This window comes from Undibacterium sp. 14-3-2, assembly GCF_016595265.1.
GTDB lineage: Bacteria > Pseudomonadota > Gammaproteobacteria > Burkholderiales > Burkholderiaceae_D > Undibacterium > Undibacterium aquatile.
In genome coordinates, this window is record NZ_JAENGS010000007.1 from 68,611 (window position 1) to 83,836 (window position 15,226).

The 15,226-nt window shown below is 48.0% G+C and carries 14 protein-coding genes and 1 tRNA gene; 11 read left to right on the forward strand and 4 right to left on the reverse strand.

The genetic code is table 11. The features are described 5' to 3' along the window. Positions 1–64: 64 nt before the first annotated feature. Complete coding sequence (locus Undi14_RS15275; protein WP_200181334.1) at positions 65–2,272, reverse strand: patatin-like phospholipase family protein; 2,208 nt, start codon at positions 2,270–2,272, stop codon at positions 65–67. A gap of 168 nt (positions 2,273–2,440) precedes the next feature. Here Undi14_RS15275 and Undi14_RS15280 point away from each other — a divergent pair, with 168 nt between their 5' ends. The 4 genes from Undi14_RS15280 to Undi14_RS15295 all read left to right on the forward strand — a co-directional run bounded on the left by Undi14_RS15280 (position 2,441) and on the right by Undi14_RS15295 (position 4,904). After that, a complete protein-coding gene (locus Undi14_RS15280; protein ID WP_200181337.1) occupies positions 2,441–3,382 on the forward strand; it encodes a CysB family HTH-type transcriptional regulator in 942 nt (313 codons plus the stop codon). Positions 3,383–3,477: 95 nt separating this feature from the next. Beyond that, positions 3,478–4,131: a class I SAM-dependent methyltransferase gene (locus Undi14_RS15285; protein WP_200181339.1), complete on the forward strand. Its 654-nt coding sequence runs from the start codon at positions 3,478–3,480 to the stop codon at positions 4,129–4,131. Positions 4,132–4,218: 87 nt separating this feature from the next. Then, positions 4,219–4,515: an SCP2 sterol-binding domain-containing protein gene (locus tag Undi14_RS15290; protein ID WP_200181341.1), complete on the forward strand. Its 297-nt coding sequence runs from the start codon at positions 4,219–4,221 to the stop codon at positions 4,513–4,515. A gap of 89 nt (positions 4,516–4,604) precedes the next feature. After that, complete coding sequence (locus Undi14_RS15295) at positions 4,605–4,904, forward strand: 2Fe-2S iron-sulfur cluster-binding protein (protein WP_200181342.1); 300 nt, start codon at positions 4,605–4,607, stop codon at positions 4,902–4,904. Here the strand turns inward: Undi14_RS15295 and Undi14_RS15300 are convergent. Both Undi14_RS15300 and Undi14_RS15305 read right to left on the reverse strand, forming a co-directional pair. After that, positions 4,891–5,919, reverse strand: a complete 1,029-nt coding sequence (locus Undi14_RS15300) for a CapA family protein (protein WP_200181343.1) — start codon at positions 5,917–5,919, stop codon at positions 4,891–4,893. The two genes, Undi14_RS15295 and Undi14_RS15300, sit on opposite strands and share 14 nt — an antisense overlap. After that, entirely contained in the window at positions 5,916–6,365 is a 450-nt protein-coding gene (locus Undi14_RS15305; RefSeq protein ID WP_234030635.1) for a hypothetical protein, read from the reverse strand. The genes Undi14_RS15300 and Undi14_RS15305 overlap by 4 nt, the downstream gene beginning before the upstream one ends. A gap of 461 nt (positions 6,366–6,826) precedes the next feature. On the opposite strand from Undi14_RS15305, the gene Undi14_RS15310 reads away from it, so the two are divergent. Together Undi14_RS15310 and Undi14_RS18415 are read left to right on the forward strand one after the other, a co-directional pair. Then, positions 6,827–7,030 (forward strand): cold-shock protein, encoded by a 204-nt coding sequence (locus Undi14_RS15310; RefSeq protein WP_162021796.1) that lies wholly within the window; start codon positions 6,827–6,829, stop codon positions 7,028–7,030. A 218-nt stretch (positions 7,031–7,248) separates the two neighbouring features. Next, entirely contained in the window at positions 7,249–8,967 is a 1,719-nt protein-coding gene (locus Undi14_RS18415) for a methyl-accepting chemotaxis protein (RefSeq protein ID WP_200181344.1), read from the forward strand. A gap of 63 nt (positions 8,968–9,030) precedes the next feature. On the opposite strand, the gene Undi14_RS15320 is transcribed toward Undi14_RS18415, so the two are convergent. Continuing rightward, on the reverse strand, positions 9,031–9,936 hold the full coding sequence (locus Undi14_RS15320; protein ID WP_190478689.1) for a LysR family transcriptional regulator: 906 nt from the start codon (positions 9,934–9,936) through the stop codon (positions 9,031–9,033). 176 nt (positions 9,937–10,112) lie between these two features. On the opposite strand from Undi14_RS15320, the gene Undi14_RS15325 reads away from it, so the two are divergent. The 5 genes from Undi14_RS15325 to Undi14_RS15350 all read left to right on the forward strand — a co-directional run bounded on the left by Undi14_RS15325 (position 10,113) and on the right by Undi14_RS15350 (position 15,161). Next, positions 10,113–10,790 carry a haloacid dehalogenase type II gene (locus Undi14_RS15325; RefSeq protein WP_200181345.1) on the forward strand — a complete coding sequence of 226 codons (678 nt, stop codon included), beginning with the start codon at positions 10,113–10,115 and terminating at the stop codon, positions 10,788–10,790. A gap of 31 nt (positions 10,791–10,821) precedes the next feature. After that, positions 10,822–12,408 (forward strand): malate synthase A, encoded by a 1,587-nt coding sequence (gene aceB / locus Undi14_RS15330; RefSeq protein ID WP_200181346.1) that lies wholly within the window; start codon positions 10,822–10,824, stop codon positions 12,406–12,408. Between the two features lie 226 nt (positions 12,409–12,634). Continuing rightward, the gene (locus Undi14_RS15335; protein WP_200181347.1) at positions 12,635–13,201 is read left to right on the forward strand and encodes a DUF1415 domain-containing protein; all 567 of its coding nucleotides are present in this window, start codon (positions 12,635–12,637) and stop codon (positions 13,199–13,201) included. Between the two features lie 499 nt (positions 13,202–13,700). Continuing rightward, complete coding sequence (locus Undi14_RS15345) at positions 13,701–14,951, forward strand: aspartate kinase (protein WP_200181350.1); 1,251 nt, start codon at positions 13,701–13,703, stop codon at positions 14,949–14,951. Between the two features lie 118 nt (positions 14,952–15,069). Next, a tRNA-Ser gene (locus Undi14_RS15350) sits at positions 15,070–15,161 on the forward strand. Positions 15,162–15,226: the final 65 nt, after the last annotated feature.

The following is a 15,226-nucleotide window of genomic DNA, read 5'->3' on the forward strand; positions in this document are numbered from 1 at the left end:
AAACTTGCTAATACACTTTCTCGAACAAAAAAACAGCGATGCCGTCTAGCATCGCTGTTTTTCATTATTGCCTGCCCAGCTGAAAGAAAATATTTCTTGCGCCATTCTGCCCGAAAGCAAAGCCGAGGTAGATAGGGCCGATAAAGCTGTTAAATCCGGCAAACAGACTCATGCTTTTACGAAAAGAGGCAGCTGTTATTTCTTTGCTGGTGTTCCAGGTATTGCCAGCTTCTAATGATGTGCCGAGGAACAGGCTTTGTCCCGCCATTTCAAAATTTACAGCACGTAATAAATAAGTGGCGCTCCCATACAACATGTAGTTGCCGCTAAACTGATCAGGCTGGTATGCGGAAAGCTTTTGAAAACCGCCGAGCATAGAACCTATTCCCCGGATTTGCGCATCGTTCTGAAATAAGCCAGCGGCACTTAGCTTCAGATTGACGCTATGGTTGTTGATGCTCTTGGCCCATATCGCATTCAGGTTCAGTTCCTGGTAAGTTTTCTTCGGACTGTTTAAACCAACAAACAGGCTACTGTCGAATTTGTAGCCTTCACGTGGAAAACTGGGGTCGCTGAGTTGATCGATGATGACGCTGGTTTTGATGCCTACCTGCTGTAAGTCGGCGCTGGGCAGGCTGCCATTTGACTGACTACCATCCAGATTATTGATAAGTAAGCCGCCGAGCTTAGGACGAACGCTGTAACTATTAAAATTCACGCCGACCCGGGCTTCGCCTAGAACGCTTTGTTCGCCGATACGGAAGGCGAGATCAACGCCAGCCTTTTCCGATCGCAAAGTGTATTCTGCGAGTCTGACATTGTCTTTATAGTAGTTCAGCGTATTTTCGTTGTAGGCAAGATAGGGGGAGACATACATGCCCTCACGTTCAAAAAGAGGCTGACGCAATTCTGTGCGCAAGTTGATCATGTTGCCGAATTCGATATCGTTTCGCCATTCAAGTCCACCTGCGGTCAGCCAAGGGCGACGATGGCCTACTTGCAGTCTGTATCCGCCAGCACCTTCAAAGCCGCTGGAGAGGCTCAGGCCGAAACGCAGGAAGTGTGGCCCCCAGTTTCGTCCCGTTGCGTTGATGCGTATGCCATATTCGTCACCACGCTGAACGAGTTCGTGGTTGATACTGTCAAATTCACGCGCATTGTTCAGAATGGCGAGTTTGCGATTGATTTCTTCAGCGTCGTACATTGTGCCGACTTTAATCGATAACTGACGCCGGATGTCGCTCTCAGGGATCGCACCGTTGGTTTCAATGTCAACAAAGCCTATGCGTAGCGGGGGGAGTTGCGGATTCAAACGCAGTTGCTGGGTTGCTGTGTGCAGATGATCTGGCAACTGTAATGCGACAAGTTTGGCGGCGATATTCTGAGTTGCTTTCTCTCCGATGGCTGTGGCTTCTTTTGAACGATCAAAATCCATGAAGCCGATATTACCCAACTGAGGTTCAATCAGAACGTCTTCCGGGCGGAGCAGGCCTTTTTGCACGTTCACATTTTGTTCGGTCAGGATATTCACCATCTGCTGGCTGACATTGAACAAGGTTTGCAGCTGATCTCTTGGCATTAATGGTGTGCCGATATTCACCGCAATGATGATATCTGCACCCATATCTCGTGCAATATCAACTGGCAGGTTGCGAACCAGGCCACCGTCGGATAATAATTTCCCGTCTATTTCTATCGGTGCAAAAACGCCGGGCGCGGCCATGCTGGCACGCACCGCTTTGTGCAATGAGCCTTTGTTGAAGACGATCATTTTTCCAGTTTCGAGGTCAGTTGCAACAGCTCTGAATGGAATTGGCAGGTTATCAAAGTTGATATCGGGTGGCAGGTGGGCGGTCCAGTTTTGCAACAGCTCCTGAAACTGGCTGGCTTGCACAACACCTGCAGGCAACTTGACACCATTCGCACTCAGCCCCAGGGTGGCGCCGAGTGGATATTGCTCGTCTTCTTCGCGGACTGACTGTGGCAGAAGGCGGCGATCAACCCGGTCGAGCGCGATATCATTGAGTTTCAGGCTTGCCAGTCTTTTTTCTATTTCTGTGGCAGGCAGGCCTGCCGCATACAGACCGCCGACAACCGCACCCATGCTGGTTCCTGCAATGCAGTCTATGGGAATATGCATTGCTTCCAGTTGTTTTAACACGCCGATATGCGCAAAACCACGGGCACCGCCACCGGATAATACCAGGCATATTTTAGGTGCTTTGGTTTGCAGATGCTGCACGGTAGTGCTTTCTGCGCGTGCATCATGCATACTTAAAATGAGGTTTGCCCACGAAAGTAAACTGATAAAAAGCAGTTTCCAACAAAATGAAAGTCGATTGAGCATGGAATTCTTGTCTTGGTCTCTATATACTGCTGGAAGTATATCAACTTAGCTTTTTTAAATTTAAAAGCATAAGCCAACTATTTAGCGCTCCCCATGAACTTACATCAATTACGTTTTGTACGAGAAGCCGTCAGGCAGAATTTTAATCTGACTGAGGCGGCGAAAGCTTTATTTACTTCGCAACCAGGTGTTTCAAAGGCAATTATCGAGTTGGAAGAAGAGTTGGGGGTTGATATATTTACCCGCCATGGCAAGCGGATACGTGGTTTGACTGAGCCCGGTCGGGCGGTGTTGAAATCGGTAGAGCTGATCATGCAAGAGATCGATGGTCTCAAGCGCATAGGCAAGGAATACGCAGCGCAGGACAGCGGCAGCTTTACCATCGCCACAACGCATACCCAGGCACGTTATGCCTTACCCAAGGTGGTGCAGGCGTTTATGCAAAAGTATCCAAAGGTGCGTTTGTCTTTGTTGCAGGGGAATCCCAAGCAAATTGCTGAGATGGTCATGCGCGATCAGGCCGATCTCGTCATCGCAACAGAGTCTATCTCTGGTTTTGATGGCTTAATCTCTTTGCCTTGCTATCAGTGGGAGCACGTGGTGATCGTGCCGCCCGAGCATTCTTTGTTAAAGCTAAAGAATGTGACGCTGGAAGAGATAGCACACTATCCGCTGGTGACTTATGACTCGGCTTTCGCGGGACGCAGCAAAATTGATCACGCATTTCAGTTGCGGGATTTGAAACCCGATGTATTGCTGGAGGCGATCGATGCCGATGTGATTAAGACCTATGTTGAATTAGGTATGGGCATCGGTATTATTGCCGGTATGGCTTTTGATGCCGAGCGCGATAAGCATCTGCGTGCAATCCCTGTTGGCCACTTGTTTGGTATGAATGTGTCCCGGGTCGCGATCAAGCAGGGCGCTTATTTGCGCAGCTATATTTACACCTTTATTGAATTACTGAATCCGACTCTGACACGCAAGATGGTCGATAGCGTTTTGCAAGGCAATAAAGATAATTACGATTTGTGATTCTCGCACCGAGACTTTCGGTCCCCGGATGGTCTGAAGTGAAGTCCGTGGAGCGGGATGAGTTGTTAAAAAATTTGACTAGATTAGAAATAAGTATGATTGAAAACACCATGCGTGATTATTATGCTCAGCGCGCCAACACTCTTGAGCAGATTTACCAGCGTCCTGAACGTCAGCAGGATTTGCTGGATATGCAGCAACGCATTGCTGACTTATTGAAAAACCATAAAGTAATCGAAGCGGCTTGCGGTACCGGTTATTGGACAGAAAAATATGCGCCATATGCTGAGTCTGTATATGCGACCGACGTGAATCAGGTGATGCTGGATATTGCGCAGACTAAGAGTTACCCTTCCGATAAAGTTCATTTCGGTATTGCAGATGTGTTCGATTTGCCAGAAGCCAAAGCAGGTGCATACACTGCGTGTTTTGCCGGTTTTTTATGGTCGCACATTAAGCGCGAACAGCAGACTGATTTACTGGCAAAGTTGAGTCAGGGGGCAGGTAAGGGTAGTTTGCTGGTATTGATAGACAATATTTATGTCGAGGGTAGCAGTACGCCGATTGCGCGTACTGATGCTGAGGGAAATACCTATCAACTCCGCACGCAGGAAGACGGTAGCCGGGTTGAGATAGTAAAAAACTTTCCGACTGACAGCGCGTTGCGGAAAAAATTTGCACCGGCTGTTCGGGATATTCGTATTTACAGAAATGAACACTACTGGTTGCTTAGTTGCATCCTTAAGTGACAGGCTGCTATTCTAGTATTGATCCTCCATTGTTTCCCGATTCTTTCCTATGCTACATTGCGGGTCATTTCAATAAAAGGAGCAGACATGGATTTGCAAGCTTGCACAGAAACGATACGTTCTAAAGTTGGTGATAACAGCGGACTGAACGCTACTTTGAAATTCGACTGCGGTGCCGATGGCGTCGTTTTCGTTGATGCAGTCGCACCCCCAAACACTGTCTCCAATGAAAACAAAGAAGCCTCCTGCACGATCACGATTGCATTGGCTGATTTAGCCGCATTGCTGACCGGACAGTTAAATCCTATGAATGGCTTTATGATGGGTAAACTGAAAGTGGCGGGCGATATGGGTGTGGCTATGCGTTTGCAAACCGTCGTCTAAGACTCAGCGGGCAAGTTCGTTTTGCCATACAAAGCCGCAGATCGTTATTGATCCTGCGGTTTTTTTATGTTGTGGTGCGCGAGGTGAATATGGATGATGTCAAAAGCAGGCAAATCAACGTGCAACCATCAGGCTGGCAATGTGCTGCCGGACCTGGCGAAAGCTTGCTGGAGGCTGCCTTGTTGTCTGGGGTGCGTTTGCCTAATTCATGTCGAAACGGAACCTGTCGGACCTGTATGTGTAAGCTGCTGCAAGGTTCCGTTTCTTATCGAATAGAGTGGCCGGGTTTGAGCACCGAAGAAAAATCAGAAGGATGGATACTTCCATGCGTTGCCCTCGCCGAAAGTGATGTCACTCTTGATGTTCCAGGTGCCGTTAAGGTTTTGTAGTGGAGATGAAATCGGTTTTGGCATTGCTGCAAAGTTTGATGCTCGCATCTCCCTGCTGCCAGCAAGGTGTTGTCGCTTCTGGTACAGGAATGGGGACGCCGTCCGGATTGATTTTTGCCAGCCGCGTATCCCAGGCCTTGACACCGGATTTGTTGAGCTCCAGCCTGGTTATCCAGCCGCGAGTCTGTGGCTCATTGTCTAATTCGTCGATAACGAAATTACCAAGGCTGTAAATAATCGGTTTGCCTTTGTATTGTTCGGTTTCCTGAATAACGTGTGGATGTCCGCCGATAACAGCGTCAGCGCCTGCATCTATCATCAGATGGGCCAGTTGCCGTTGGCGCGCAGTCGAATGCTTGTCATTTTCCCAGCCCCAGTGCATAAATGGGATAACCAGATCGGCGCTGGATTCGGTGCGCGCTTTCCGGATGTCTGCAACCACCTGTTCATCTTCGCTCCAGGCAACACCGGCTTCGCTGGCAGTCGCTTCAAAGCTGCGCGGCATGAATTCGTTGTATCCCAGAAGCGCGATTTTCAGGCCATTTTTTTCTATCAGCAAAGGTGCGTGTGCTTCGTGCAGGTGACGTCCGCCACCGAAGTATTTCACTTGATATTGATTCAGATGGTTGAGCATCTCGGCGAACGCTTCGCGGCCAAAATCGCCGGAATGGTTATTGGCAATCGAGACCGCATCAAAATGCCGGCGCAAGGTAGCGAGTGTTTTTGGTGCTGCACGGAAGGTGAAATTCTTATCTGCTGCCCGACCAGATGTAGCAACGACACACTCAAGGTTGGCAACCCTGATGTCCGTTGTTTTGAATATGTCGGAAAATGGTGCCAGCGGATCCTTTCCCTCAGCGATCATTTTTCCCGGTATGCCATCAAGAACGATATCGCCCGCAAAGAGAATACTGACACTATTATTTTTATCGTTCGCATGCGCTTGTTGCAGCAGGGCGGTCAGTGTAAGGGATGCCGCGAGGATTTTTTTTACAGTTGAGAGGTGGAATATCATGGTTGTTTATCTTCCAGCGTGCATTGATATTGCAATTCGCGTTCGACATCACCTGCATAAATAGAATTCTTCGGCGTGAATGGCGTTTCTTGTTTACTTAACTGAAATGGCGGGTAGTAAGTTGCCTGATGAATCGGAACGTCGGCAGACCTTGTTTGGAAAAACGCATATAGTTTGATGTAATTGATGGTGCTGGCACTACCGTTCATCACTGCTTTAAATTTAAAACGTCCATTGATATCGACCGACTCAACGGAGTAGGGATCGTTGGTTACTCCTGTTTCGATGAGTTGTGTGCTACCTGCGTAGCCCACCACGCAACGTAACCACGGCGTCGCATGGGCATTGACGGACGCTGTGCATAAGCAAATTAAAAAAAACGATGCTGAAAACAAGCGTTGATAATGGCCGTTGCTTTGGATTGTTATAGGTTTCTTTTGTCTCATGTTGACGGCACTTTTGATTAAAAAAATGGAAAAGCATTATTGCAGCGATTGGTAAGATTGCAAAGAGGCCAGTCGTTTCCATTTTTCGCTGCCATGTTCGGGAAGACTGAGTGCATGCGCTTCAGATTTTGATGCAGAATAAACGGATGTTGCGGCCATTTTGATCGTTGACTCTTTCCGGACTCGCCCGTTATTTTTCTGTGCCGTGATGATGTTTTAGTTTTTTGCTGTTGCTGTGTAGGAAAAGGCGGTGGCGTATGCCTCATAGTGGCGAAAAAAGACCAAAAATGAGGATAATTCTCGTTAATCACATTTTTATTTTACTTTCTCTCAAAAATTGTGCGTATAATCAGATAGTCGTTGAGATTCAAAGTGGTAGTGCAGTATCAGTCTGTCATTTCTTACTTGGTTGAAACGATTTACCGGGCACATGCCCACATTAACTGAAATAGGAAATAGTAATGGCAACAGGTATTGTTAAATGGTTCAATGATTCTAAAGGTTTTGGTTTCATTACTCCAGACGAAGGTGGTGAAGATTTGTTTGCTCACTTCTCTGCAATCGTATCCTCCGGCTTCAAATCTTTGAAAGAAAACCAACGCGTTTCTTTCGAAGTAACGACAGGCCCTAAAGGCAAACAAGCTTCTAACATTCAACCTCTGTAATTCAGACGTTAAATGGCTTTATAAGCCTTGTTGTAAAAGTCCCCGATTCGTCGGGGATTTTTTTTGTCTTTTTTAAAAAAAGTCAGTCGCTAAACTGCGATAAGGACTTTATACTTCGATTACCGACAAAAGAAAATGTTGTCTTCAATCAACACATTTCCTCTCAATTTTTGTATTCTTCTTTGAACCTATTCGGGCATAAAAAAGGAAATTAAATAATGTTCAATTTAACGATTCGATTGCGGCTCATTGGTACTATGGGAGTGATGGCAATTATGCTGACCATAGGCGGATTGATGGGTATCTATGGTGTGCATAATAGTAATACCGTAATCAAGGAGTTATTTACGAATCAGCTCCCTTCGGTTCAGGCGTTGAGTGAGGCAAGAGATCATTTGTTAAGATCGCGGGTTGTTGTGGATCGGGCGATTGCTCATCCTGATAGTGCTACGCTCGCCGCCACAGTAGCGCGTGCCGAAGAGTTTTTAAAGAAATCAGATGAAGCGTGGAGCAAATATCAGAGTTTGCCGCAAGACGCCGAAGAGAAAAAAATTGCCGATACGGCGGCGTTGACGCGCGACCAGTTTCTCAAAAATGCTTATCTGCCTTTGCTGGCGGCATTGAAAGCAGGTAACACAGAAGATGCTGATAAGCTGAACGTCGCAAACGTACCAAAATTGTTTACAGCGTATTCGGATGATGTGACGAAATTGGCGGAGTATCAATTTGGTTCATCCGAGTCACTGCTGGCGCAGAGTGAAAAAGAGTTCACGATATTTGTTTGGGTGGATGTTATCGGTGTAATGGCTGGTCTGGTTGGCGTATTCATTTCGGCATATCTTTTGTTGCGCGCGATTTCCCACCCGTTACGTTTTACGCTCAAGCAGTTTGATGCTATTGGTAATGGCGATTTGTCACATCAGATCAAGCCTGATTCGAAGGATGAAATGGGGCAGTTGTTAGCTGGCCTGGAAAATATGCGTCAAAGCCTGATTCAGACGGTGACTGTAGTGCGTCAGGGCAGTAGCTCGATTGCCTTGTCTGCGGATGAAATCGCTACTGGCAATATGGATTTATCTTCCCGTACCGAGCAACAGGCCGCGAGCCTCGAAGAAACCGCATCGTCAATGGAAGAGCTGACATCCACGGTGCAGCAGAATGCTGACAATGCGCGCCAGGCAAATACACTGGCAGTCGCTGCCTCACAGGTGGCGACCCGTGGCGGACAAGTTGTGGGGGACGTCGTGCATACGATGTCATCGATCAAAGATAGCTCGAAAAAAATCGTCGATATTATTGGTGTTATTGATGGGATTGCCTTCCAGACCAATATTCTGGCGCTGAATGCTGCGGTCGAAGCGGCTCGTGCCGGCGAGCAAGGGCGAGGTTTCGCGGTGGTGGCAACTGAGGTGCGTAATCTGGCACAACGTTCCGCTGGTGCTGCGAAAGAAATTAAAACACTGATTGCAGATTCGGTTGATAAGGTTGAAGCCGGCACACGCCTGGTGGATGATGCAGGTAAGACGATGGATGAAATCGTATCTTCTATTCAAAGTGTTGCCGATATTATGGCTGAAATTACTGCGGCCAGCGCAGAGCAACGCGATGGTATTCAACAGGTAAATCAGGCAATTACAAAAATGGATGAGGCCACTCAGCAAAATGCGGCTCTGGTTGAAGAAGCAGCAGCTGCAGCGGGTAGCATGCGTGAACAGGCAAATAATCTGAATCAGGCCGTTGGTATTTTTAAACTGCAGGAAAATACGGCCGGTACGCCACACAGGTCTGCTGCTCCGGTCGCATCCCGTCCAGTTGTAAAGCCCGCCCCGGCATCTGCTCCAGTCGCAAAAGTTGCCAAAGTCGCTGCAATTCCGGCAGCTTCTAATTCGCAGAAAGTCAGTAAGCAAGCGAAAGAAGATGATTGGGAAGAGTTTTAATCTGCATTGAACGATGAAAAAAACGGGCGCTTGAAGCGCCCGTTTTTTTACGCTTTTTTTTGCTCAGAATTTCTTCCAGTAATCGGGCTTGTTGTATGCCTGCCTTAGAAAATCGACGAATGCTCTGATCCGCAAAGGTAGATGGCGTCGTTGCGCAAATATCGCATAAATATCATTTCCAGGCGCTGTGTACTCATCGAGTACAGTGATCAACTGGCCTGATTCAATCTCTGCGCCGACTTCCCACATGGATCGCCAAGCCAGTCCTTTGCCGGAAACCGCCCAGTCATGCAAGACTTCACCATCATTGCAAACCATGTTGCCTTCAACTTTCACCGTCATGTTTTTACCATTTTGCCTGAAGGTCCAGCCGCGCTGGCTGCCATCGGCGCTGAATGCGAGGCAGTTGTGACTGCTTAATTCATCAATGCTACGCGGCGCACCATGACGTTTAAGGTAATCAGGCGAGGCAACGACGACCCGTTTGTTGTCGGCGAGTTTAACGCCGATCAGATTCGAGTCGGTGAGTGACGCAATGCGGATCGCAACATCCACGCCTTCACCGATCAGATCGACCACGCGATCATTCAGGCTCAGTGTCAGTTTTAAATCCTGATGCTCACTCAGAAAAGAGGGAATTAGCGGTGCTACATGCTGGCGGCCAAAACCTGCCGGAGCCGATACGGTCAGCAGCCCGCTGGCGTGCGCATTGCGTTCCGATACCGATGATTCCGCTGCTTCGAGGTCGGTGAGTATGCGTTGGCAATCCTCCAGAAACGATGCACCCTCATTGGTTAAGGCGATCTTTCTGGTTGTGCGTTGTAGTAACTTTACGCCCAGGCGTTCTTCTAAGGCATCCAGTCTTCTGCTGATCATGGCCGGTGCAACACCTTCGGCACGCGCAGCAGCAGAGAGGCTGCCACGGCTGGCAACTTCTGCAAAAGTTGAGATTTGTTTGAATTGATCCATAGTTGCTCGCCGGGTGAAGATTGGGAGGTGGTCAGCATACAAGAATTATTGTGCATCTATTTTTAACTTAAAGTAAAAGATAAAGTGATAAAACTGTATATTTATGTTGGTTTTTATTGAATATACTGTACTCATCAGAAATGCATAGTGCATTTATTGCCTGTTTGAGGAGTGACATGTCTATCAGTGCGATTGCCTTTGATGCCTACGGTACCTTGTTTGATGTGTACTCCATCAGTCAGTCAGGTGACAAGCTGTTTCCCGGTAAGGGTGAGGCTTTGGCGCAATTATGGCGCAGCAAACAGATCGAATACACGCAATTACGCACGATGTGCAGCATGTATAAGCCGTTCTGGGAAGTGACTCAGGATGCCTTGATTTTCACATGCAAGAAATTACAGTTAGATTTGACGCTGGACGCGCAAAACGCGCTGATGGGGCAGTATGCGCGGCTTGATACGTTTCCCGAAAATCTTGAGGTATTACAGCAGTTGCGTGCAAGCGGAATGAAATTGTCGATTTTGTCGAACGGAACCACACACATGCTGCAGGCCGCAGTTGATGCTGCTGGTATGCAAGGTATTTTCAGCCACTTATTGTCTGTTGATTCAGTGAGGAAGTACAAGACAGCGCCGGAGGCATATCAGCTCGGGCCGGATGTATTCGGATTGCCTGCAAAGAATATTTTATTTGTCTCGGGGAATGCCTGGGATGTGTGCTGTGCGACGTGGTTTGGTTATACAACATTCTGGGTGAATCGCCATGATGCACCCCTTGAAGAGTTAGGCGTGACGCCGCATGGAACAGGGCGTTCACTCAGGGATGTAGCCAGTTTTATTGAACAAATGCAGTAATAATTTTTGTTTTATTTTCTAGGAGAGCAGCATGACACAACTGAACTTACCTGCAGGTATGCAGATTACTGGTGAAATCAAACCAGGTTTTGAACAGATTCTGACGCCAGAAGCGCTGGCGCTGGTTGCCAAAATGAGCCGTGCGTTTGAGCCACGCCGTCAGGAATTACTCGCCGCACGCGTAGAGCGCGCAAAGCGCCTGGATGCTGGCGAGACACCGGACTTTTTGCCGGAAACCAAGCATATCCGCGAAGGCGACTGGAAGATCGCCCCTATTCCTAAAGCACTCGAATGCCGCCGGGTAGAAATTACTGGTCCAGTTGAACGCAAAATGGTCATCAATGCGTTTAACTCTGGCGCTGATAGTTACATGACTGACTTTGAAGATTCCAATACACCGAACTGGGATAACCAGATCACTGGTCAGATCAATATGCGCGACGCTGTTCGCCGCACCATCAGCCTGGAACAAAATGGCAAGTCTTACAAACTGAATGACAAGATTGCGACGCTGGTTGTTCGTCCACGTGGTTGGCATCTGGATGAAAAGCATGTACTGGTCGACGGTAAGCGTATTTCCGGCGGTATCTTTGACTTCGCGCTGTTCCTGTTCCATAACGCCAAAGAACAATTGGCACGCGGCGCTGGTCCTTATTTCTACCTGCCGAAAATGGAATCGCATCTGGAAGCGCGCCTGTGGAACGATATTTTTGTCATGGCACAAAATGAAATCGGCATCCCACAAGGCACGATCAAAGCGACAGTCCTGATCGAAACCATCGTCGCTGCATTTGAGATGGATGAAATCCTGTACGAATTGCGTGAACACAGCTCCGGTCTGAATGCCGGCCGCTGGGATTACATTTTCTCTTGCATCAAAAAATTCAAGAACGACAAAGATTTCTGCCTCGCAGATCGCGCGAAAGTCACGATGACTGCGCCATTCATGCGCTCGTACGCTTTGTTGCTGCTGAAAACCTGCCACAAGCGTAATGCACCGGCGATTGGCGGTATGGCAGCACTGATCCCGATCAAAAACGATCCAGAGAAAAATGACATCGCGATGGGCGGCGTTCGCAACGACAAAGCACGCGATGCGACTGACGGCTACGATGGCGGCTGGGTTGCGCATCCTGGCTTGGTAGATCTGGCGATGGCTGAGTTCAAAAAAGTGTTGGGCGACGCACCAAATCAGATATCCAAGCAGCGTCCGGATATCGAAGTGACGGCAAAAGATTTGCTGAACTTCCAGCCTGAAACGCCGATTACAGAAGCCGGTCTGCGTTACAACATCAACGTTGGTATTCATTACCTCGGCGCATGGCTGGCAGGTAATGGTTGCGTACCGATTCACAATCTGATGGAAGATGCCGCAACGGCAGAGATCAGCCGTTCCCAGGTCTGGCAATGGATACGTTCAGCCAAGGGTAATCTGGAAGATGGTCGCAAAGTGACTGCTGATATGGTCCGCGCGATGATTCCTGAAGAATTGGCGAAGGTAAAAGAAGTGGCTGGCAACGGTGCAACTTACGACCGTGCAGCGCAGATTTTTGAAGAAATGTCGACTTCTGAAGATTTTGCAGAATTCCTGACACTGCCTTTGTACGAAGAAATTTAATCTGCCTGTAATCGCTGATATGCGGTTGAATATGAACCTTAATATTCAACTGAATATGCAGCAGATAATGCGACGAATCCTTGCCTGACGGCAGCGCATAGTAGCAAATCGAGTCAGCGGCCCGGAATTTTTCCGGGCCTTTTTTACGCCAATTTTTGTCGGTGCTCAGAGGTTGGTCTCTGGTCGCATGCTATCCTTGCACTCTTTTAGACGAACCCAATTTCCTATGTCACAAGCAAACTCTCTTTCACACGACGACATCATCGCGCAAACCACCGAATGGTTGGAAAAGGCAGTGATTGGTCTGAATTTATGTCCGTTTGCAAAGGCTGTGCACGTCAAAAAGCAAATTCGTTATGTCGTCAGCGACGCGACGACACCGGAAGTTTTGCTCGAAGAATTGCAGCGTGAGCTGGAAGTGCTGGCAGAAGCGAATCCGGAAAAAATCGACACCATTTTGTTAATCCATCCTTACGTGCTGAAGGACTTTCTCGATTTTAATGATTTTCTCGATGTGGCCGATGGATTGTTGGAAGAGCTGGAGCTCGATGGCATCCTGCAAATTGCAAATTTCCATCCTGATTATCAGTTTGCTGACACCAGCATTGATGACATCGAGAATTACACCAACCGCGCACCATTCCAAACTTTGCATTTATTGCGCGAAGAAAGCATAGACCGTGCAGTCGAGTCTTTTCCGGAAGCGGAAACGATCTATGAAAAAAACATCGAAACCATGCAGAAACTCGGCATAGAAGGCTGGCATCAGCTGTTTTCAGGGAGCAAAGAATAATACGTGAAACAGGCGAGGGCAGTGGGACGCCGATGTTTCTGCCGCGCTGCCGCAGATGGTGTGGTGAGATCACTTTTTTCTACTATCGATTGCTTATATTGATATGCGAAAAAGTAATGTTGCTTCCTTTTCGTCTGATCAGTGTCACAGTGCTGTTAAAGGTGATTTTTTTACCTGTATATACTCCGGGGAGTATATATAAACACCCATATTTCATGCTGAGGTTAGGGCAAAATTGACGCATACTCCCCTGAAAATGCCAATTTCGGGATATTTCGATGAAGGTTTTCCGAATTGCCTGTAAAACGCAGGCACATAGTCATTATTCGGTTTTCTGGTGAATTTTTTTCTTCAAACAAGAGAAAATTTGTCGGAAATATCGTGATTGCCGCGTATTCTTCAGCATTCATGCCGCATCGCTCCTTGTTATTTTGCAGAGCAGCATGTACAGTAAGGGGTTGATTTACCTCATTTTTTACTCCTTCAGTCTTATATATCTATGGCTTTAATCGTCCACAAATACGGCGGGACTTCGATGGGTTCCACTGAACGCATCAAGAACGTCGCCAAGCGCGTCGCCAAATGGCATGATGCCGGTCACCAGATAGTCGTGGTGCCATCAGCAATGTCCGGCGAAACCAATCGCATCATTGGTCTCGCTAAAGAAATTATGGCGCAACCTGATCCACGTGAACTTGACATGATTGCCTCGACCGGCGAACAAGTGTCAGTCGGTTTGCTCTCCATGGCACTGCAGGCCATTGGCAAACAAGCCGTGTCTTACGCTGGCTGGCAAGTCCCGATCAAGACCGATTCCGCTTACACCAAAGCGCGTATCGAATCGATTGATGATGCCAAAGTCAAAGCCGATCTGGATGCCGGGAAAATTGTCGTCATCACCGGTTTTCAGGGCGTGGACGAGAAGGGCAATATCACGACACTGGGCCGTGGTGGCTCTGATACATCAGCTGTTGCGATTGCCGCTGCATTGAAGGCGCAGGAATGTCTGATTTATACCGACGTTGATGGCGTCTATACGACTGATCCACGTGTGGTTTCCGACGCGCGCCGCCTGAACACCGTGACATTTGAAGAAATGCTGGAAATGGCATCGCTGGGTTCCAAAGTACTGCAAATCCGCTCGGTCGAATTTGCCGGTAACTACCGCATGCCTACCCGCGTTTTATCGTCACTGACTGACCCGTTAATGCCGCTGGAAGAAGAAGCGAATTCCGGCACTCTGATTTCGTTTGAGGAAGATACAAATATGGAACAAGCCACCATCACTGGCATCGCGTTCAGTCGTGATGAAGCAAAAATCACTGTGTTAGGCGTGCCTGATAAGCCAGGAATTGCTTATCAGATTCTGGGCCCGGTCGCTGATGCGAATATCGAAGTGGATATGATTATCCAGAATCAGTCCGTTGAAGGTAAAACCGATTTCACGTTTACCGTACCACGCGGTGAATACACCAAAGCGATGGCGGTTCTCGAAGGTAGCGTGAAGGCACACATCGGTGCGGCAAGCATCGTTGGCGATACGAAAGTTTCTAAAGTGTCTGTGGTCGGTGTCGGCATGCGCAGCCACGTTGGTATCGCATCGCAAATGTTCCGTACCTTGTCTGAAGAGGGCATCAATATCCTGATGATCTCGACATCTGAAATCAAAATTTCAGTACTAATTGACGAGAAATATATGGAGTTGGCAGTGCGCTCGCTGCACAAAGCTTTTGGTCTGGAAAGCGCTTGATTATTAAGTTTGCAAAAAAGCTGTTTTTGTTTCTCTGAGTAGTTGACCAAAAGCAGTTCAGCAGATATGATCTTGGTCTCGATTGCAGCTAAGTTGTAAGACTTGGTTGTGAAAGTGTGGAGACGTGGCCGAGTGGCCGAAGGCACTTCCCTGCTAAGGAAGCATCTGGGGTAACCTGGGTCGTGAGTTCGAATCTCACCGTCTCCGCCAGCAACACTGAAAAAGCCCTTGAGTTTCAAGGGCTTTTTCTTTTTCTGGTTGACAAGTCTTAATGG

Excerpts from the sequence above, each read along its gene's own strand:
- Undi14_RS15290 (WP_200181341.1), top strand. The coding sequence starts at position 4,219 with ATGGATTTGCAAGCTTGCACAGAAACGATACGTTCTAAAGTTGGTGAT.
- Undi14_RS18415 (WP_200181344.1), top strand. The coding sequence starts at position 7,249 with ATGTTCAATTTAACGATTCGATTGCGGCTCATTGGTACTATGGGAGTG.
- Undi14_RS15325 (WP_200181345.1), top strand. The coding sequence starts at position 10,113 with ATGTCTATCAGTGCGATTGCCTTTGATGCCTACGGTACCTTGTTTGAT.
- Undi14_RS15310 (WP_162021796.1), top strand. The coding sequence starts at position 6,827 with ATGGCAACAGGTATTGTTAAATGGTTCAATGATTCTAAAGGTTTTGGT.
- aceB (WP_200181346.1), top strand. The coding sequence starts at position 10,822 with ATGACACAACTGAACTTACCTGCAGGTATGCAGATTACTGGTGAAATC.
- Undi14_RS15345 (WP_200181350.1), top strand. The coding sequence starts at position 13,701 with ATGGCTTTAATCGTCCACAAATACGGCGGGACTTCGATGGGTTCCACT.
- Undi14_RS15305 (WP_234030635.1), bottom strand. The coding sequence starts at position 6,365 with ATGAGACAAAAGAAACCTATAACAATCCAAAGCAACGGCCATTATCAA.
- Undi14_RS15275 (WP_200181334.1), bottom strand. The coding sequence starts at position 2,272 with ATGCATGATGCACGCGCAGAAAGCACTACCGTGCAGCATCTGCAAACC.
- Undi14_RS15320 (WP_190478689.1), bottom strand. The coding sequence starts at position 9,936 with ATGGATCAATTCAAACAAATCTCAACTTTTGCAGAAGTTGCCAGCCGT.
- Undi14_RS15335 (WP_200181347.1), top strand. The coding sequence starts at position 12,635 with ATGTCACAAGCAAACTCTCTTTCACACGACGACATCATCGCGCAAACC.
- Undi14_RS15280 (WP_200181337.1), top strand. The coding sequence starts at position 2,441 with ATGAACTTACATCAATTACGTTTTGTACGAGAAGCCGTCAGGCAGAAT.
- Undi14_RS15300 (WP_200181343.1), bottom strand. The coding sequence starts at position 5,919 with ATGATATTCCACCTCTCAACTGTAAAAAAAATCCTCGCGGCATCCCTT.
- Undi14_RS15285 (WP_200181339.1), top strand. The coding sequence starts at position 3,478 with ATGATTGAAAACACCATGCGTGATTATTATGCTCAGCGCGCCAACACT.
- Undi14_RS15295 (WP_200181342.1), top strand. The coding sequence starts at position 4,605 with ATGGATGATGTCAAAAGCAGGCAAATCAACGTGCAACCATCAGGCTGG.